Here is an 18,640-nt window from a genome sequence, read left to right as displayed (position 1 = left end):
GCTTAGCCAAGAAATTGTGTTTGTTTTACAGGTTCGGTCACTTTGCGCACGACAACCGTTTTTGCGATCAAGTCATGCCAACCTTGTTTCTTTCCATGAAAAGCAATCCAAATAAAACCGAGACAGAGTGGAATTGCACTGACGTAGTAAGCGAGATAACGAAGGAGTGACTTAGACAATGTCAGTCGGTGGCCTGTTTCTTCATCCAATACCTCCAGCTTGAGTGCCATTTTTCCCGGAGTTGCGGAGCGGTAGACCCAAAATGCGACAGTCGCAATGAGAGGGCAAACCCAATTGAGCACCAGATCCCAACCACCCAGCAGGAAATCATCTGAGCTCCAATAGAGTTCCCCATAAACCCAGTGCATAAGTGGTGTAATGAGGAGTAACAGTAGTATCGTGTCGATGATTGATGCCGCTAAGCGGATCCAAAAACCTGCGTATACCATGGATGTATTGTTCATTTTTTACCTTCTAGCCAGTTGCCGAGCCTAACGATAGATAGACTTGATGGTTTTATTGTCATTAATAGCAAAGGGAATGTATCAGAAGTTGAGGGAGAAGTATTCTCCCTACAATTAATCAGCTACCCGCTGATAAACCTGTCTATTGAGCTATTGAGCTATTGAGCTATTGAGCTATTGAGCTATTGAGTGGCCAAATACTCAGAAACAGCTCGGTGAGTTCTGCTAAAGGATACAATGCTTGGCGTAGCTGGTGGCTTCATTTGCAGTCCAGTCGCCTTTTGGTTTGTCTGATATGCTCTGACACCAAGCTTCACTGCCAACTGTATTCTGAAATACACAGTGCTTGGCAAAATCTAATGCCCCTTGTGCATTCCACTCACTTTTGGGCTTTTCTTGCATATTGTCACACCAATCTTGTGTGCCGACTTCGGCTTTGCAGGCGTTCAAAGCGAAACCAGTAGCAAGGATGACAATTAGTCTCTTCATTGTTTTTCTCTGTAATTTTGTTTGCGTCACTATACCTAAAATCATAAACCAAGTGTGTAAATTGCGAGTGATAAGTCGCATTTTAGATGCTTTCTAAACGTTAAATTCGGTGAATTAGGTCACTGTTTGGTGCTGTCAGAAACATCAATTAAAGATCCATTTCACACTCTATGAATGAGACTCTCGCAAAAATGCCGGTAGAGCTTATGATTCCATCGAAACGTTTCGATGAGTTTTTTGTTAATAAAAGTGAAGGTTATTGCAGTTTGAACGTGCATTCGATAGGTCAATGAAATGAAAAAAAGTACCCTGATAAATTCTGAACTTTCCTACTTGGTCGCATCACTAGGCCATACTGATGAAATCACGATATGTGATGCTGGCCTGCCAATCCCAGAGCAAGTTCAGCGTCTAGACCTAGCCTTGACCCATGGGGTTCCGAGTTTTCTAGAAACGGTTCGAGTAATTCTTTCAGAATCACAGGTTGAAGGGGTAGTGATTGCAGAAGAGTTTGCGTCTGTTAGTCCAACACACCATGAAGCTTTGATTTCGGAACTGCGAGTTGAAGAGGAAACGGCAGGAAAAGCAATCACAGTGACTTATGTATCACATGAAGAATTCAAAACACGCACGCAACATAGCCGTGCTGTTGTCCGAACTGGTGAATGTACACCTTATGCGAACGTTATTTTTCAAGCGGGCGTTGTGTTTTAAGCCGTTTGAGACTGAGGACCAATTATGACTCAAGCTATCCTACAACTGAGCGAAATTGAGAAGGCATTTCCCGGTGTGAAAGCGCTGGATAAAGCCAGCCTGAACGTTTACTCCGGAAAAGTTATGGCTTTGATGGGAGAAAATGGCGCGGGTAAATCCACTTTGATGAAGGTGCTTACTGGGATCTACCGTAAAGATTCAGGCAGCATTCATTACCAAGGTCAACCAGCTGCGTTTAATGGCCCACGTGATTCACAGGAAGCTGGCATCAGTATCATTCACCAAGAGCTTAACCTGATCCCTGAATTGACCATCGCTGAAAACATTTTCCTTGGCCGAGAATTTACAGGCGCGATGGGTCGAATTCAGTGGGACAAAATGTACGCTGAAGCGGACAAATTGTTAGCAAGACTGAACGTAAAGCACAGTGCTAAACAACTGTTAGGCGAGCTTAGCCTCGGTGAACAGCAGATGGTTGAGATTGCTAAAGCACTGTCGTTTGAGTCGAAAGTCATCATTATGGATGAGCCGACCGATGCACTGACGGATACCGAAACCGAGTCTTTGTTTGCCGTGATTCGAGAGTTACGTGAACAAGGCTGCGGCATTGTTTACATCTCTCACCGTTTGAAAGAGATCTTTGAAATCTGCGATGACATCACAGTGCTTCGTGACGGAAAGTTCATTGGAGAGTGCTCTGTAGCGTCTACCGACGAAGATGGACTGATTGAGATGATGGTTGGTCGTAAGCTAGACGAGCAATACCCACGCATTGACGTTCAACAAGGTGACATTTGCCTTGAAGTGATTGGACTAACGGGATCTGGCGTTCACAATGTCAGTTTTAAACTGCAGCGTGGTGAGATACTCGGTGTTTCGGGTTTGATGGGGGCTGGGCGTACTGAGTTGATGAAAGTTATCTATGGCGCTCTACCCAGTGAGCGCGGGGTAATCAATCTGAATAACAAAACCATCAACCCAGTGAGCCCACAAGATGGCCTTGCTAACGGTATTGCTTATATTTCTGAAGACCGTAAGGGTGATGGCTTAGTCTTAGGCTTGTCAGTAAAAGAGAACATGTCTCTTTGCTCTCTGGATAAGTTAACCAAAGGTGGTCGAATTCAGCATGGCGATGAAGTGGTCGCCGTCGAAGACTTTATCAAGCTTTTCAACATCAAGACCCCCACTCGCGATCAAATCATTGGCAATCTATCTGGTGGTAACCAGCAGAAGGTGGCGATAGCGAAAGGTCTGATGACTAAACCTAAAGTACTGATCCTTGACGAGCCCACTCGTGGTGTCGATGTCGGTGCAAAGAAAGAAATTTACCAGCTCATCAACAAATTCAAGGCCGAAGGCATGAGTATCATTCTGGTCTCTTCAGAAATGCCGGAAGTCTTGGGAATGAGTGACCGCATCATTGTGATGCATGAAGGCCGCATTAGTGGTGAGTTTGATGCCAAAGGCGCCGATCAGGAGAAGTTGTTGGCGTGTGCAGTAGGCAAAGAAATAAATGAGGAAGCAGCATGAGTACTAATACCATGAGCAAACCAAACGAAGCGGGCAGCAAGAAGCTGTTCAGCAAAGAGTGGCTGATTGAACAAAAGTCGCTCATTGCACTTATCTTCCTGATTGTTGTTGTATCGTTCCTTAACCCCAACTTTTTTACGGTCGATAACATTCTTAACATTCTGCGTCAGACCTCAGTAAACGCAATTATTGCAGTAGGTATGACGTTGGTTATCTTGACCGCAGGTATTGATCTGAGTGTCGGCTCGGTTCTGGCCTTATGTGGTGCCTTTGCCGCCAGTTTGATCGCTTTGGAAGTGCCTGTATTGGTCGCGGTTCCAACAGCCTTGTTTGCTGGAGCGGCACTGGGTGCGATCAGCGGTATCATCATCGCCAAAGGCAAGGTGCAAGCCTTTATCGCAACACTGGTAACCATGACCTTGTTGCGTGGCGTCACTATGGTTTACACCGATGGTCGTCCAATTTCGACAGGTTTTACCGATACCGCAGATGCTTTCGCATGGTTTGGTACAGGTTACGCATTGGGCATTCCGGTTCCAGTCTGGTTGATGGTTATCGTTTTCGCTGCGGCTTGGTACCTGCTTAATCACACACGCTTTGGTCGCTATGTGTATGCATTAGGCGGTAACGAATCTGCGACACGCCTATCTGGCATCAACGTCGATCGCGTTAAGATTGGTGTTTACGCTATATGTGGCCTGCTGTCTGCACTAGCGGGCATCATTATCACATCTCGTCTTTCTTCTGCTCAGCCAACGGCTGGTATGGGCTATGAACTGGATGCCATCGCTGCCGTTGTACTCGGTGGTACTAGCCTGATGGGCGGTAAGGGTCGGATCATGGGCACATTAATTGGTGCGCTTATCATCGGCTTCCTCAACAACGCTCTGAACTTGCTCGACGTTTCATCTTACTACCAGATGATCGCTAAAGCTGTGGTTATTCTGCTGGCTGTACTGGTCGACAACAAGAACAAGTAATTCATAAAAAGGCTTGGAGGTAAGTACTCCGAGCCACCCTACACAAGGACTAAACACAATGAAAAAACTCGCAACTCTTATCTCTGCTGCACTTCTTTCATCCACCGTTTCTGTTTCGGCGCAAGCGCAGGATACGATGGCCATCGTACTGTCAACGCTAAATAACCCTTTCTTCGTTACGATGAAAGATGGTGCTGAAGCGAAAGCGAAAGAGCTGGGCTATGACTTGATTGTTCTGGACTCACAAAATGACCCAAGCAAAGAGCTATCAAATGTGGAAGACCTCACGGTACGTGGCGTGAAGGCAATTCTGATTAACCCGACAGACTCTGATGCCGTTTCCAATGCAATTCGCATGGCTAACCGCTCAAAGATCCCTGTATTGACACTAGACCGTGGTGCAAGTCGTGGTGATGTCGTTAGCCATATTGCTTCTGATAATGTGATTGGTGGTGAAATGGCAGGTCACTTCATCATGGAAAAAGTGGGTGAAAAAGCAAAAGTGATCCAGTTAGAAGGTATTGCGGGTACATCAGCTGCGCGTGAACGTGGTGAAGGCTTTATGAACGCAGTGAAAGGCAGTGAGATGGAGCTGCTGGCCAGCCAGCCTGCTGACTTTGACCGCACCAAAGGCCTAAATGTAATGGAAAACCTCTTGGCTGCTAACCCAAATGTGCAAGCCGTTTTTGCTCAGAACGATGAAATGGCACTGGGTGCTTTACGTGCTGTTCAAGCATCAGGTAAAGACGTGATGATTGTTGGTTTTGATGGCACTGAAGATGGTATTGCAGCAGTGAATCGCGGCAAACTGGCGGCAACAGTCGCACAACAGCCAGATCTGATTGGCTCACTGGGGATTGAAGCTGCAGACAAAGTACTGAAAGGTCAGGCTGTAGAAGAGTACATCCCAGTACCACTTAAAGTGATTGCCAAGTAATCGTTATTTTGCCCTTTTCTCTATTTTCAACCTGTTGTTTTGGGGAAGAGGGCAAATAAGCTTGCGCTTTTGCGAGAGTGCAAACTTATTATTCCCGTTCCAAATTAGTAAGGTTCAATTGAACCGAGGATAACCGTATGAATAAGTTAGTGGTATTAGGTAGTGTTAACGCTGACCATGTTCTCCAAGTGCCTTCTTTTCCTCGCCCGGGCGAGACGTTACATGGTCGCAATTATCAAGTTATCCCTGGTGGTAAAGGGGCAAACCAAGCCGTAGCGGCTGCCCGATTAAACGCAGATACTGGATTTATCGCCTGCGTTGGTGATGATGCGTTTGGTATCAACATTCGTGAAAACTTCAAAATGGACAACATCAACATTGCTGGCGTCAAAATGCAGCCAAATTGTCCGACTGGAATTGCCATGATTCAGGTAGCTGAAAGCGGTGAGAACAGTATTTGTATTTCTGCAGAGGCGAATGCGAAGTTGACTGACGACGTGATTGAAGTTGATCTAGAGCGAATCCGTCAGGCCAACTATCTTCTTATGCAGTTGGAAACGCCGATGTGTGGCATTGAAAAAGCCGCGCAAGTCGCGAAAGCGTCTAGAACTAACGTCATCCTTAACCCAGCGCCTGCGCGTGAGTTATCGGATGAGCTGCTTGCTTGTATTGATGTGATTACCCCAAATGAGACTGAAGCAGAAGTGCTTACTGGTGTGACGGTTATCGATAACGAGTCAGCCCAAGAAGCAGCAAATGCACTTCACCGTAAAGGTATAGAAATCGTATTGATTACGCTCGGGGCTAAAGGAGTATGGCTAAGTCAGAATGGTCGAGGTGAACTAATCCCAGGCTTCAGAGTTGAAGCAACAGACACAACCGCTGCAGGCGATACCTTTAATGGGGCCTTAGTCACTGGTTTATTGGAAGATTTACCACTAGAATCGGCGATAAAGTTTGCTCATGCTGCCGCGGCCATTTCCGTCACACGTTTTGGCGCACAGACTTCAATCCCTAGTCGAGCTGAAGTTGACGCTTTTCTGGAGCAACACAGTTAGTCAAAGATAAGGAGATAATTACATGGCTACAATGAAAGACATTGCCCGGCTCGCCGGTGTTTCCACTTCAACCGTCAGCCATGTCATTAATAAATCTCGTTATGTGAGTGAAGAAATCTCTGAGCGGGTGAACAAAGCCGCTCAGGAACTCAACTACACACCTTCCGCGCTTGCACGTAGCCTTAAGATGAATCGTACCAAAACCATTGGCATGTTAGTCACGACCTCTACAAACCCATTCTTTGGCGAAGTGGTTAAGGGAGTTGAACGCAGTTGCTATCAACAAGGTTATAGCCTCATTCTGTGCAACACCGAAGGTGATAATGAGCGCATGCGTGAGTCGATCAACACCTTATTACAAAAGCGTGTAGATGGCTTAATTTTGATGTGTTCATCATTGGAAGGTGAACGTATCGATGTCTTCGAAAAGTACCCTGATATTCCTGTCGTTGTCATGGACTGGGGACCGATGTTATTTACCAGTGATAAAATTCAGGACAACTCGCTACGCGGTGGCTACATGGCCGCTAAGCATTTGATTGAAGCTGGTCATAAAGAAATAGGTTGTATAACCGGCCCTTTGGTTAAACACCAAGCACAAATGCGTTACGAAGGTTATAAACGTGCGTTAATTGAAGCGAGCTTAGAATTTAATCCAAATTGGATTATTGAAGCTGACTTTGAATGTGAAGGCGGTCATGAGGCTTTTATTAAAATGCATGCCAAAGGCCCGCTTCCAAGCTCTATATTTGTGTGTAATGACATGATGGCAATGGGGGTGATCAATGCAGCTAATGAAAAGGGGATTCGTATTCCTCAAGACCTTTCTATTGTCGGTTACGACGATATTCAAATTTCTAAGTTCATGACACCAGCGTTAACTACCATCCATCAACCTAAATATCGATTAGGTAAAGCAGCCGTTGAAGCATTGCTTAAAAAACTCGATGGTGGCGAAACAGAGCCACAAGTCGTTCAACTAGAACCTACACTCATTGAGCGTAAAACCGTATATCAAATTCAGTAAATGAAAATAGTGGCCACCCGAGCTATCCGATGTTCAAATTTGCTGAGTTATCAAAAACCTGAGCCTGCCAACAAAAAAGCAACTGTTTGATTTACTAGGTAAGCCTTTTCTATAAGTTTGTGCTAAACCTTAAGTTAGAGAAATGTAATTAAGGGGTTAGACAAGAAATGGAATTGTTTGCGGACCATCGACAGTCAGAACAGCCTGAAATCAGTGAAGATAACCGTGCTGCTGAGCGTTTGGCTCCACCTTGGAAAGTGCTTCTCATTGATGATGATGAGCAAATGCATCAGGTGACGAAACTGGCTCTGTCAGATTTTGAGTTTGAGGGCAGGTATCTCGATCTCATCTCTGCCTATTCCGCAGCAGAAGCGAAAGACATTTTCCGAGAATCTGATGATATTGCACTTGCTCTTGTTGACGTGGTGATGGAAACAGAACATGCGGGCTTGGAATTAGTCAAATATGTTCGTGAAGAGTTAGGTAATGGCTTGGTTCGCCTTGTTTTGCGAACAGGGCAGGCAGGGCAAGCACCGGAAGATACGGTGATTCGTGAATATGAAATCGATGATTACAAAGAAAAAACCGAACTGACGACACAAAAGCTGAAGACCTTACTCTACTCCATGCTTCGCTCTTATCGGGATTTGTGTCTGATTGAGCAGCAAAAAAAAGGTTTAAGCAAGGTGATAGAAGCTTCAGCTTATGTCCAAAACACCAATACTTTGCAAGCTTATGCGACTTCAGTGTTGGAGCAACTGACCTCATTACTCAAGCTGGATCAATCTGCTCTTTACTGCATTGTTCAACCAAGACCGAATGGTGAAGAATCACGTGCTTTAACACTCGCTGCCACGGGGAGTTTTGTCGATTTCTACAGTGAATGCGCCTTTGAAAAGTTACCAGAAGTAGTGGCAGAACGATGCAAGCGGGTTTTTGAGGGGCAGAAGTCTGAGAATTTTGGTGATGCCTATGTGCTCTATACGCATGACGATCAGGGTGTCGATTGCATCTTGTATGTGAATGTCAGCAGAGAGTTGACCGAGCTGGATATGCAGTTGCTTGAAATCTACATGCAGAACATAGGGCTGACTTTTGAGAATCTCAGTTTGATGCTTGATATCCGTGAAACGTCCAAAGAGTTGGTTTACAACTTAGCAAATGCGGTGGAAGCGCGCAGTAAAGAGACAGGTGCCCACGTGCAACGTGTTTCTCTTTTCAGTGAAAAGTTGGCATTGCTATATGGCTTAAGTGAGTATGATGCTTCAATGATCAAACATGCCTCACCTCTGCATGATGTGGGTAAAGTTGCGGTTCCCGATTCTATTCTGCATAAGCCCGGAAAACTTAATGCAGAAGAGTGGGAGATCATGAAAAAGCACGTCGATTATGGTGTGGATATTCTCAGTAAGTCCAAGCGTCGACTGATTACTGTTGCTAAGGAAATTGCAGGCTATCACCATGAAAAGTGGGATGGCACTGGGTACCCAAATGGTTTGTCGGGCTTAGATATCCCGGTCACCGGAAGAATTACGGCGTTAGCTGACGTGTTTGATGCATTAGGGTCTAAACGCAGCTACAAGGAACCATGGAGTGATGAAGATATTATGGTCGAACTGGTGGCGCAAAAGGGCAAGCATTTCGAACCAGAACTGGTTGAATTACTTGTTCAGCACTGGGATGAATTCATCGAAATCCGTAATTCGCTTCCTGACTAAAGCGCTATTCTTATTCAGACTCTGAAGGTAAGTTCATTGGCAAAATGAGCTTGAACATTACACCTTCTCCTGGCTGAGAGCTGAATTCCAGCTCTCCTTTTAATTTTTGTTTGACTAAGTTGAACACCAAGTTTAACCCGAGTCCTGAGCCACCCAGCCCTCGTTTGCTTGTATAGAAAGGTTCAAATATTTTTTGATGGAGTGACTCTTCAACCCCACTGCCGTTATCACGATATTCAAATAAGACCATGTCATCAACTTGATAGAAATGAATGCTGATCGCCGCATTAGGCTGCTGCTCAAAGGCATGATTGATACTGTTCATCACTAAGTTGGAAATAATCTGCGTTAGTACACCGGGTAAGCTATTCATTAAAATGGTGTTATCTCCTGTCAAAAGAGGTTCGACAGGGATCTTGCGAGTTTCAGGGTGTAAGCTGGCTAATAGGGCTTCCAATACTTGCTGTACATTAAATTGAGAACGTGCTTCGGAGACCTGATCTACGGCGGTTTGTTTGAAGTCCTTAACCAGTTTGGCAGCGCGGCTTAAGTTGTGTTCCAACATTTGGCTGCTGTCTGACATCCGTTTCATTAATATTTCAAACTGACTGCTGGTCAAAGTTTGTGCGGCAAACGCGGCGTTGAGTTCACGTGTAGCGTCTCGTATTACTGATGTTGCAGTTACAGCGATGCCGAGTGGCGTATTCACTTCATGTGCGACCCCTGCAACTAACCCACCGAGTGCGGCTAACTTCTCCGATTCAACTAACTTGTTTTGCGCCTCTTGCAACTGCTCCATACTTTGTTTGAGGTCCAAGGTTCTGGAAGCCACCATACGCTCAAGGTTTTGGTTGAGTTCTTCTAGCTCAATCTGGGTTAATTTAAGCTCGGTGATATTGATTGCCGTGCCTCGAAAACCTAAGAAATGACTATTCTCATAGCGGGCTTTGGCTTGGAATAGAAGGTGTCGAGTGATGCTGTGGATCGTGACACTTTCTTCAACTTGAGTGAAGTCATTGCGCTTTGCAATGGCTTTATGGAGTTTTGTTGCTTCTTGCAAATCAGGAATATCAGAGAAGCTAAGTCCATGAACCGTCGTCAGCCCGAGGACTTCTTTCATAGGCTCGGAACAGTAGGTGAGTTGTCCAAGCTCATTGGTTTCCCACAGCCAGTCTGAAGAGACATGAGTAAAATCGGCCAAACGTTCTTGCTCTTCTTTGATGCTATTGTATAGCAGGGTGATATTACTACTGATCTTGTTTGCACCTTCGCCAAGCCAGTCGAGCTCATCGTTTTTCTCTGTTATCCAACGCTTGTGTTTTAAAACTAAAGGCGGGCTAGGATGACGAGGGTTAAAGGCTCTCAAATATTGTGCGATTTGAAAAACTCGACGATTAACACTGGCGTGGAAGATGAACATCATCACTGAGCATACGAGTAAGGTTTTGAAAGCATTTAGAAGCAGTGTAGAAATGAATTGCTGAATAAGGTAGTCATAGATTTCTTGAGCATTTGACTCAACATAAATGGTGCCGATATCCTCGGTATGGCCATCATCAAGATCGTGATAGGTCAGTAAATAGGTGGCCTTCACCACATTACCTGTGACTTTTTTTCCTGAGTTGAATGTGTACTTGCCTGAGTTCACTTCAAGGTAGTCTATTTTAGGTAAGTTAACTAATCCATCCAACCTCTCCTGCAGAACCACCAAGTCAAACGACCATAAAGAAGAAGCTAACAAATTCGCATGAACATCCCGTATTTCGACGTGCCTTTGGTCTACATCATCGAACTCTTTGTCATAGTCCCATGACAGCTGCAGCAGTGTAGTAAGCAGTGTTACTACACTGCTTAATGTCACCATGAGTAAAATGATGCGACGACCAATTCGGCTATATAACGGGTTGTTGATACTTTCTTCTACTCTTTTGCTGCGGCTCATAGGGCTCTAAAGTCGTGTTTTTACTTGAGTATAGCTTGCACTGATTAAGTTTTATAATGACCTATTCACACTAAAGATGGTTTCTGCTTCTAAACTAAAGTGTGAGGTGTCGTTTTCAGGAGGTGCCCATGAGGGTACTTGTTTTGTGTTTATTGTTTTATGCCAGTGTGTCACAAGCGGAAAAAGTCCTGCTGATAGAAAGTTACCATGCGGAATACCCATGGGATGTAAGCTACGTGAAGGGGATTGAAGAGGCCTTAACACAATCTGCGGTGTTGTACCGATTCCAAATGGATACCAAAAGGTTACCTAAGGAGGAGTTTGAAGCTAGAGCGGATCAAGCCCTGTCTTATTATTATAGTTTGCAACCTGATGTAGTGATTCTGGGCGATGATAATGCTCTGAGCTACATGCTCCCTAGATTGTATAAAGAGTCTATTCCTATTGTGTTTTTAGGTGTGAACGCCAATCCTCGTTATCTACTCTATCAGTATCGAGGCAGTGCTAAAGTGACAGGGGTCTTAGAGCTTCCTCTTTATATTAAAACTCTTGGCGACCTCAGCGTAATATATCCAGAGCGGTATTTTAAAGTACGGGTCATGTTTGATTCTGGAATTACTTCCAAGATTGCTGCCAAATACATAGAGCGACAACATGACATGATCAAAGATAACTTAGGTATTGAAACTGAAATTTTACTTCTTTCTACACAGCATGAATGGGAAAACGCCATTAAAAGTGCTGCTGCCGACAATGTATCCATCATCATTATTGGTCTTTACCATACCTTGAAAGATGAGCATGGAGAAAGCGTTCCTTCAGAGCAGATATTACAATGGACCAATGAAAATTCGACGATTCCTTTATTTGCTTTTTGGGACTTTGCTGTCGGTGAGGGGAAAGCAAGTGGCGGTGTTGTGCTTTTTGGAGAAAGCCAAGGTAAGCAAGCAGCAAACTTAGTGAATAAAATATTAGACGGCGAAAGTGCCGATCAAATCCCTATAATAATCGGAGAGCAGGGACGAGCGATTTATTCAGCTACAGAAATGCAGCGTTGGGGGTTAGCTCCTCCTTCACATTGGCAGGCTATAGATTGACAAGATATAAAAATCCCCACGAGCTTGCGCTGGTGGGGATTTTAAAAATCAGCTAATTAAGCTTCGGTGCGACGGTCACGGCTATGACCACGTTCACCACGGTAGTTGCCACGGTGATCGCCACCACGGTTGCGGTCGAAGCGACGTTCACCATCACGACGGCCGCCTTCTCGATTGCCACGACCACCTTCGCGGTTACCACGATAGCCACCTTCACGATTGCCGTCACGGTTACCACGGTAACCACCATCACGACGGCTGCCATCGCGACTTCCACGACCGCCATCACGGCCACCACTACGACGTGGTTCGCGGAAATCATTGAAGTCACACACTACAGCGTCAACTTGCTTCTGACGGATACGCAGTTTGCGTAGCTTACCTGCAGTGTCTGAAGACATAGCTTTTGGTAGCTGAACGTAAGTTTCACCTTGTGCAAGTTTGATTGCACCGATAGACCCTTTCGTCAGGCCAAGTTCGTTTGCAAGCGCACCAACGATATCTTTAACTTGTACGCCTTGCTCACGACCCACTTGAAGTTGGTAAGTATCCCAATCTTGAGTATTGAAGCTACGGCCACCGTCACGGCCATCGCGACCATTTTCACGACGTTCTTTACGGCGTTTCTTGTCACGCTCAATCGCTTCAATCATTGGGTCTTCGCCAATGTAGAATAGCGGGCGCTTACCTTGCTGACGCTTAAGAAGAATCGCAGCCAGTGTTGCTGCATCTAGCTCTAGAGATTCTTGTAGTTTTTCAACTAGCTCAGAGAACTTCTCTAGCGCTTTGTGTTCTTTATCTGCTTCAAGTTCTGCACCCAGTTTTGCAACGCGAGCTTCTGCAACTTTGTCACGATGTGGAAGTTGGATCTCTTCCATTGATGACTTAGTTACGCGCTCAATAGTGCGAAGCATACGTAGTTGGTTAGTACGAACTAGAAGGATCGCTTTACCTTTACGCCCAGCACGACCTGTACGGCCGATACGGTGGATGTAAGACTCAACATCGAATGGAATGTCGTAGTTGAATACGTGTGTGATACGTGGAACGTCAAGGCCACGTGCTACAACGTCAGTTGCAACTAGAATGTCGATAACACCTTGTTTGATGTGATCAACAGTACGTTCGCGTAGAGACTGAGGAATGTCACCATGTAGGGCAGAAGCTTTGAAGCCACGCGCACATAGCCAATCCGCTAGACGTTCAGTGTCTTGACGAGTACGTACGAATACGATGGATGCGTCAGTCTCTTCAGTTTCTAGAAGACGAGACATTGCTTCGTCTTTTTCTACGCCTTTAACAACCCAGAACTGTTGCTCTACTTTGTCTACTGTGTGGTTTTTACCCGCAACGTCTACTGTTTCTGGATCACGCAGGAAACGTTCAACGATGCTCTTAAGCATAGGAGGCATAGTCGCAGAGAAAAGTACACGTTGTGCTGATTCAGGCGCGTGCTCCATGATTTCAGTCACGTCATCAACGAAGCCCATGTTTAGCATCTCATCCGCTTCATCAAGAACGAATGTGTGTACTTCGTCTAGGTGTAGACGGTCACGGTTGATAAGGTCTTGAACACGGCCAGGTGTGCCGACAACAATGTGAGCACCGTTTTTAAGGGCACGCATTTGATCGACGATAGACGCACCACCGTAGATCTCAAGTACTTTAAGGCCAGAGATGTTTTTGCCTAGGTTCTTAATTTCAGCTGCAACCTGAATCGCAAGTTCACGCGTTGGTGCAAGCACAATAGCTTGAGGCTTACGTTGTGCCAGGTCTAGCTTGTTAAGAAGAGGGAGAGAGAAAGCTGCTGTTTTACCAGTACCAGTCTGAGCTTTACCTAGTGCGTCTTTACCAGCCAATAGGTGCGGAATTGCCGCTGCCTGAATTGGTGTTGGTGAAACAAAACCCATACCGTCAAGAGCTGAAAGGATAGAGTCGTTAAGCGCTAGATCGCTAAACTGAATTACAGAATCTGTCATTGGGATCCTACTATATTATGTCAACAAAAGGTCCCATGAGCTCTACCAATTCCAATACCAATCCAGTTGAGAGCTGATTCCATTCAGATGCGGAAAAGTCGTAAATCGCATCAAGCCACTAGGGACATAAATTCTCTCGATGCCGCTCACTACTTTGCATTGTGTCACGTGGTCACTTTGCCATAAAAGTAGTCGCATCGATTTGAGGGAGCGAATTATTCCCTAAAAGCATAAAAAAAGCCAGAAAAAATTGAATTACATCACATATTTTTCTCACTATGGACAAAAATGAGTGCTCAGTGAGCGAAAGTTGGGGGCATGTGAAACTATTTGTGTGCAAAGTAGCCATCAAACGTTTCCTTGGTAGAAGCTGCTGATGATAAAACAGTTCTGCAATATACATTGATCACATTACCTAGTACCATGTGCGGCAACAAGTGGACTCCAAAAAATGAGTGGTCATTGCGAAGTGCTGATGACTCGTTGACTAGGAAGAATATAGCGTCGAATGCGACTGCATTCGGGATATGAACGAATTAGTTAGAAGTTAAAATGTTCCAAGACAATCCTCTACTGGCTCAACTCAAGCAGCAAATCCAAGAAAACCTTCCTAAAAAGGAAGGCACAATCAAGGCGACTGAAAAAGGCTTTGGCTTCCTAGAAGTCGATAGCAAGACAAGCTTCTTTATCCCGCCTCCGTACATGAAAAAATGTATGCATGGTGACAAAGTGAAGGCGATTATTCGTACAGAGAAAGAGCGTGAAGTGGCTGAGCCAGAAGAGCTTTTGGAGCAGGGCGTCAATCGTTTTATTGGTCGAGTAAAGCTATTCAAAGGTAAGTTGAACGTTGCTCCTGACCATCCTCAGCTTAAAAAACTATCTTTGAAAGCAAAAGTTCAGAAAGGCTTGAAAAGCGACGACTTTAATGAGGGCGATTGGGTTGTCGCTCATTTGACTCGTCACCCTTTAAAAGGGGATAACGGCTTCTTTGTTGAAATTTCACAGAAGATTACTGACGCTGACGACAAGATCGCGCCTTGGTGGGTAACATTAGCTGAAAACGACTTACCAAACACCGAACCGGCCGGTATCGATAATTGGGAAATCAAAGATGACGCAGAGTTAGAGCGTATCGATATGACGCATGTCCCTTTTGTCACTATTGATGGTGAATCAACCAAAGATATGGATGATGCGTTGTACGCTAAGAAAACGGAAACCGGCGATTTTGAGCTGACGATTGCGATCGCTGATCCAACGGCTTATATCACGCCGGATAGTGATATGGACAAAGTGGCGCGTGAGCGTGGCTTCACGATTTATTTACCTGGCCGTAATATTCCTATGCTACCGCGAGATCTTGCCGATGAGCTATGTTCTCTGATTGAAAACGAACAGCGCCCAGCTTTGTGTTGTACTGTTACGGTGAGTAAAGATGGGGTGATTGGTGATGATGTTAAGTTCTTTGCTGCAAATATCAAATCTCATGCTCGTCTGGTTTACGACCATGTTTCAGATTGGCTTGAAAACGGCCATTGCGATGCCTGGCAACCAAATGATGAGATAGCTGAGGTCGTCCGAGATCTTTACGCGTTTTCTCAAGCTCGAGCAGAATGGCGTGAAACTCACGCCGTTGTATTCCCTGATCGACCAGATTATCGTTTTGAACTGAGTGAAGATAACGATGTGGTTGCGATTCACGCGGATATGCGACGTTCTGCAAACCGCCTTGTTGAAGAGTCGATGATCACTGCTAACATCTGTGCGGGTAAAGTACTAAAAGCGAGCTTTGATTCTGGTGTGTTCAATACCCATGCGGGTTTTAAACCTGAGAAAGTAGCTGACGTTATTACATTGATTAACCCAGAAGGCGACTTACCATTTACGGTAGAAAGTGTTGCCACTCTCGAAGGTTTTGCTCAATTACGTCGTTGGTTAGCAAAGCAAGAGACGAGTTACCTTGATAACCGAATTCGTAAGTATCAAGCGTATAGCGAAATTGGTAATCAGCCATTGCCTCATTACGCGATGGGGCTAGAGTTATATGCGACTTGGACATCCCCAATTCGTAAGTATGGCGACATGATTAACCATCGTATGCTTAAAGCACATATTCTGGGTAAGGAGCCGGTTCAAACGGCAGATGAAACTGTGGGTGAAGAGCTAGCTTTACATCGTAAGCATCATAAAATTGCTGAGCGTAGTGTTGGGGATTGGTTGTATGCTCGAACTCTCGCAGAAGAACCAACAAAAGGCACCATCTTTAATGGTGAAATTTTTGATGTCTCACGTGCAGGTGTTCGAGTTCGCTTAATTGATAATGGCGCGGCGGCATTTATTCCGGGCTCTTTAATTTTGTCGAACAAAGAGCGCTTGGAGTGCAACGGTGATGCAGGCACTGTTTCTATCGATAAAGAAGTGATCTATCGTCTAGGGGATGTGCTTGAGCTAGTGCTGAATGATGTTAATCAAGAAACACGCAGTATTGTGGCAAAACCAACTCAGGTGTTTGAAGATGTGAAAACATCTGAACCTCAAGTTGAGTCCTAGCCCAAGCGCAAGTTGCAACTGAGCGATGACTTTAGACTACCGATCCCCAAGCGTTTAGCTTGGGGATTTTTTTCGGGTCAGGAAAGGTGAACGTCAGTCAATGCATTGGGATTAGAGGTTTACGCTACGGTGCGACAGCCCCACCTAAATCTAGAGAGGTTGGCCATTTAGTGATCCGATTCCCACCTAAGAAGATATTGCCTTTCACAGTCATCTTATCTGGGAATTCAGTAATGTTTGACCCTCCAATATAAAGATTACCTTCGACGACTAATCCTTCTGGGAGCTTCTCAAGCGGGGTTCTTATCACGCTCAAGTCACCTTTGACTTTGAAGCGCGGAGGGAGCTTAGTAAGAGGCGTGTCTGTCAGATTGACATAGCCTCCGACTTTAATGCCTGATGGCCAGCGAGTGACTTGTGAGGCAAGTAAATTCGCGTAACCCCTGATGTTCACGCCTTTAGCTATCTTTTTGAGCTGGCTGTTTGAAGCATCCAAGCTACCTTGTATCTCAACGCCTTGGGGAATTTCTTTGATGCTGGTTTTGGCAATGTTGAGATTGCCTTTAATCACTAAGCCTGATGGAAGTTCTTGATAAGGTTTATTGCGAAGGTCAAGATTGCCATAGTTATCAAGGTGATTGAGGATACGATAATGATCTATCGGCTCACCAAGTGTAGGCGCAGACAGTAGAGCGATAAGTGAAGGCAGAAGCCAATGCTTCATAAGACAGTCCAGACGATAATTTGCCTTAAGTATTAATGAGGAGTCTGTCCTGGGTCAACATTGAGAGAGTGACGGCGCCAAAAAAGCGGACTAGATGTCCGCTTTTTACATATCTTAGCGTGTCAGTGAACGCGTTTTTAACTCAAAAATAAGCTTTTCTGCGCTGACTTCGAACTTGAATCGAGCGGTTAGCTCTTTGGACGTCTCTTCAATTGCTGTGACTTCATACTCTACATTCTCAGAAACTTGTTTTGCTAACTCTATATATTTATTCAGCTCCGCCTCGAGTAGGGCTTTTCCCTCGGAAAAAATCGTGACTTCTGCGACGTCATCCCCTTCTTTGATAATAAAGCCCATCTCACCAGCGCAACCACATGCTTCACATACGTCAGCTTGTTCTAGTTCTGTGCTCATTACGACAATCCTCTTACAAAAATTATGGATATTTTATCGAGTTATTTGATGGTAATCCACAAAAATGAGCAAGAGTCCAGAAGGTATAGATAAACGAAATGTTATCTTATAAATATATTGTGGAAATAGCTGAGAATTGATAAACCTGTCAAATAGTGTGATATTAGTCATGTTGTTGCGAAATATCATGTCATTATCGAGTCAGGATGGTGTGCAGTTAGTTGTAAGCGAGTTCGATTTGTATGATTATCGTGAGCCAAATTATATAAATGAAAGATAATGCCTGTTTCTTTTATAAATTGCACGGATGTGGCGATTTATGAAAAGTATATCTTATGCGACATTGTGTACCCATCTAAGACGCCGTTTGTATTATATGGTACGATGGTTTTATTAGATTCCCTATAGGGATCTGCTGAGACTATAACGAGTGTCTTGTAAGATATCTAATAGGCGACATTATTGACTCGTTTGAGTTAGATGGATTTACAGAGAGAAGAGCCTGAACATGCCAAAGCGTAGTAAAGAAGATACTGAAATCACGATTCAGAAGATTATGGATGCAGTAGTGGATCAACTTTTGCGTCTGGGCTATGACAAGATGTCGTACACAACCCTAAGTCAACAGACAGGTGTATCGCGAACAGGTATCAGTCACCACTTTCCGAAGAAGACAGACTTCACGGCAGCGCTAGACGGTCGAATTTTCAAAATGTTTGTTGAGCATTTGAATTTTGACGGCAGCTTGCAAGAGTTCTCAGACAGTTGGGTGAAAGCGTTAGACAACGCAGAGTTTCTAGCGATTTTACGCCTACTATTCCACCATATCGTAACCTCTCAAAGCACACATGAGTTTGCAATGAATGGAATTGAGCGCCTATACAAAACGACAGAAGCACAATACGGCGCAGAGAGCGCTAAAGAATTAGAGTGGCTAATTGGTAAGTCACTGGTTCGCATGGCTAAGTAAACGCGTTGTAGACGATGATAATAAGCCTTCTAAGATTTGAAGGCTTT

Annotated in this window: 16 protein-coding genes; 10 read left to right on the top strand and 6 right to left on the bottom strand. The window is 44.7% G+C overall.

The genetic code is table 11. The features are described from left to right. Window positions 1-2 precede the first annotated feature (2 nt). Window positions 3-464 carry an RDD family protein gene (locus L1D31_RS01740; protein WP_239835373.1) on the bottom strand — a complete coding sequence of 154 codons (462 nt, stop codon included), beginning with the start codon at window positions 462-464 and terminating at the stop codon, window positions 3-5. A gap of 225 nt (window positions 465-689) precedes the next feature. After that, window positions 690-953 (bottom strand): DUF3012 domain-containing protein, encoded by a 264-nt coding sequence (locus L1D31_RS01735; protein ID WP_239835372.1) that lies wholly within the window; start codon window positions 951-953, stop codon window positions 690-692. A gap of 294 nt (window positions 954-1,247) precedes the next feature. Between L1D31_RS01735 and rbsD the strand changes: the two genes are divergently transcribed. From rbsD to L1D31_RS01700, 7 genes are all read left to right on the top strand, one after another. Next, entirely contained in the window at window positions 1,248-1,667 is a 420-nt protein-coding gene (gene rbsD, locus L1D31_RS01730; protein WP_239835371.1) for a D-ribose pyranase, read from the top strand. A gap of 24 nt (window positions 1,668-1,691) precedes the next feature. Next, complete coding sequence (gene rbsA, locus L1D31_RS01725; RefSeq protein ID WP_239835370.1) at window positions 1,692-3,197, top strand: ribose ABC transporter ATP-binding protein RbsA; 1,506 nt, start codon at window positions 1,692-1,694, stop codon at window positions 3,195-3,197. Continuing rightward, entirely contained in the window at window positions 3,194-4,177 is a 984-nt protein-coding gene (gene rbsC, locus L1D31_RS01720) for a ribose ABC transporter permease (RefSeq protein ID WP_006960603.1), read from the top strand. Before rbsA ends, rbsC begins: the two co-directional genes overlap by 4 nt. 58 nt (window positions 4,178-4,235) lie before the next feature. After that, the gene (rbsB, locus tag L1D31_RS01715) at window positions 4,236-5,114 is read left to right on the top strand and encodes a ribose ABC transporter substrate-binding protein RbsB (protein ID WP_239835369.1); all 879 of its coding nucleotides are present in this window, start codon (window positions 4,236-4,238) and stop codon (window positions 5,112-5,114) included. 137 nt (window positions 5,115-5,251) lie between these two features. After that, entirely contained in the window at window positions 5,252-6,172 is a 921-nt protein-coding gene (gene rbsK, locus L1D31_RS01710) for a ribokinase (RefSeq protein WP_239835368.1), read from the top strand. Between the two features lie 22 nt (window positions 6,173-6,194). Continuing rightward, on the top strand, window positions 6,195-7,199 hold the full coding sequence (locus L1D31_RS01705) for a substrate-binding domain-containing protein (protein WP_239835367.1): 1,005 nt from the start codon (window positions 6,195-6,197) through the stop codon (window positions 7,197-7,199). Between the two features lie 167 nt (window positions 7,200-7,366). Further along, entirely contained in the window at window positions 7,367-8,917 is a 1,551-nt protein-coding gene (locus L1D31_RS01700; RefSeq protein ID WP_239835366.1) for a response regulator, read from the top strand. A 10-nt stretch (window positions 8,918-8,927) separates the two neighbouring features. Here L1D31_RS01700 and L1D31_RS01695 read toward each other — a convergent pair whose 3' ends face one another. Further along, entirely contained in the window at window positions 8,928-10,859 is a 1,932-nt protein-coding gene (locus L1D31_RS01695) for an ATP-binding protein (RefSeq protein ID WP_239835365.1), read from the bottom strand. A 128-nt stretch (window positions 10,860-10,987) separates the two neighbouring features. On the opposite strand from L1D31_RS01695, the gene L1D31_RS01690 reads away from it, so the two are divergent. Further along, window positions 10,988-11,956 carry an ABC transporter substrate binding protein gene (locus tag L1D31_RS01690; RefSeq protein ID WP_239835364.1) on the top strand — a complete coding sequence of 323 codons (969 nt, stop codon included), beginning with the start codon at window positions 10,988-10,990 and terminating at the stop codon, window positions 11,954-11,956. A gap of 56 nt (window positions 11,957-12,012) precedes the next feature. On the opposite strand, the gene L1D31_RS01685 is transcribed toward L1D31_RS01690, so the two are convergent. Continuing rightward, window positions 12,013-13,935 (bottom strand): DEAD/DEAH box helicase, encoded by a 1,923-nt coding sequence (locus tag L1D31_RS01685; RefSeq protein ID WP_239835363.1) that lies wholly within the window; start codon window positions 13,933-13,935, stop codon window positions 12,013-12,015. 552 nt (window positions 13,936-14,487) lie between these two features. Here L1D31_RS01685 and rnb point away from each other — a divergent pair. After that, window positions 14,488-16,485, top strand: coding sequence for an exoribonuclease II (gene rnb, locus L1D31_RS01680; protein ID WP_239835362.1), 1,998 nt, complete (start codon window positions 14,488-14,490; stop codon window positions 16,483-16,485). A gap of 124 nt (window positions 16,486-16,609) precedes the next feature. Here the strand turns inward: rnb and L1D31_RS01675 are convergent, their stop codons facing one another. Continuing rightward, entirely contained in the window at window positions 16,610-17,209 is a 600-nt protein-coding gene (locus L1D31_RS01675) for a hypothetical protein (protein ID WP_239835361.1), read from the bottom strand. Window positions 17,210-17,323: 114 nt separating this feature from the next. Beyond that, window positions 17,324-17,623: a YfcZ/YiiS family protein gene (locus L1D31_RS01670; protein ID WP_239835360.1), complete on the bottom strand. Its 300-nt coding sequence runs from the start codon at window positions 17,621-17,623 to the stop codon at window positions 17,324-17,326. A gap of 508 nt (window positions 17,624-18,131) precedes the next feature. Between L1D31_RS01670 and L1D31_RS01665 the strand changes: the two genes are divergently transcribed. After that, window positions 18,132-18,593 carry a TetR/AcrR family transcriptional regulator gene (locus L1D31_RS01665; RefSeq protein WP_239835359.1) on the top strand — a complete coding sequence of 154 codons (462 nt, stop codon included), beginning with the start codon at window positions 18,132-18,134 and terminating at the stop codon, window positions 18,591-18,593. The last annotated feature ends 47 nt before the right edge of the window (window positions 18,594-18,640 follow it).

The sequence above is a fragment of the Vibrio sp. Isolate23 genome (genome assembly GCF_022398095.1).
Taxonomy (GTDB): domain Bacteria; phylum Pseudomonadota; class Gammaproteobacteria; order Enterobacterales; family Vibrionaceae; genus Vibrio; species Vibrio coralliilyticus_A.
The sequence above is the reverse complement of the archived record's forward strand: the minus strand, read 5'-3'. Positions and strand labels throughout refer to the sequence as shown.

Bases quoted from the DNA above. Each gene is read 5' to 3' on its own strand.
- rbsK (WP_239835368.1), top strand. From the start codon at position 5,252: ATGAATAAGTTAGTGGTATTAGGTAGTGTTAACGCTGACCATGTTCTC.
- L1D31_RS01670 (WP_239835360.1), bottom strand. From the start codon at position 17,623: ATGAGCACAGAACTAGAACAAGCTGACGTATGTGAAGCATGTGGTTGC.
- L1D31_RS01685 (WP_239835363.1), bottom strand. From the start codon at position 13,935: ATGACAGATTCTGTAATTCAGTTTAGCGATCTAGCGCTTAACGACTCT.
- L1D31_RS01665 (WP_239835359.1), top strand. From the start codon at position 18,132: ATGCCAAAGCGTAGTAAAGAAGATACTGAAATCACGATTCAGAAGATT.
- rbsB (WP_239835369.1), top strand. From the start codon at position 4,236: ATGAAAAAACTCGCAACTCTTATCTCTGCTGCACTTCTTTCATCCACC.
- rbsA (WP_239835370.1), top strand. From the start codon at position 1,692: ATGACTCAAGCTATCCTACAACTGAGCGAAATTGAGAAGGCATTTCCC.
- rnb (WP_239835362.1), top strand. From the start codon at position 14,488: ATGTTCCAAGACAATCCTCTACTGGCTCAACTCAAGCAGCAAATCCAA.
- L1D31_RS01700 (WP_239835366.1), top strand. From the start codon at position 7,367: ATGGAATTGTTTGCGGACCATCGACAGTCAGAACAGCCTGAAATCAGT.
- L1D31_RS01690 (WP_239835364.1), top strand. From the start codon at position 10,988: ATGAGGGTACTTGTTTTGTGTTTATTGTTTTATGCCAGTGTGTCACAA.
- L1D31_RS01705 (WP_239835367.1), top strand. From the start codon at position 6,195: ATGGCTACAATGAAAGACATTGCCCGGCTCGCCGGTGTTTCCACTTCA.
- rbsD (WP_239835371.1), top strand. From the start codon at position 1,248: ATGAAAAAAAGTACCCTGATAAATTCTGAACTTTCCTACTTGGTCGCA.
- rbsC (WP_006960603.1), top strand. From the start codon at position 3,194: ATGAGTACTAATACCATGAGCAAACCAAACGAAGCGGGCAGCAAGAAG.
- L1D31_RS01675 (WP_239835361.1), bottom strand. From the start codon at position 17,209: ATGAAGCATTGGCTTCTGCCTTCACTTATCGCTCTACTGTCTGCGCCT.
- L1D31_RS01735 (WP_239835372.1), bottom strand. From the start codon at position 953: ATGAAGAGACTAATTGTCATCCTTGCTACTGGTTTCGCTTTGAACGCC.
- L1D31_RS01740 (WP_239835373.1), bottom strand. From the start codon at position 464: ATGAACAATACATCCATGGTATACGCAGGTTTTTGGATCCGCTTAGCG.
- L1D31_RS01695 (WP_239835365.1), bottom strand. From the start codon at position 10,859: ATGAGCCGCAGCAAAAGAGTAGAAGAAAGTATCAACAACCCGTTATAT.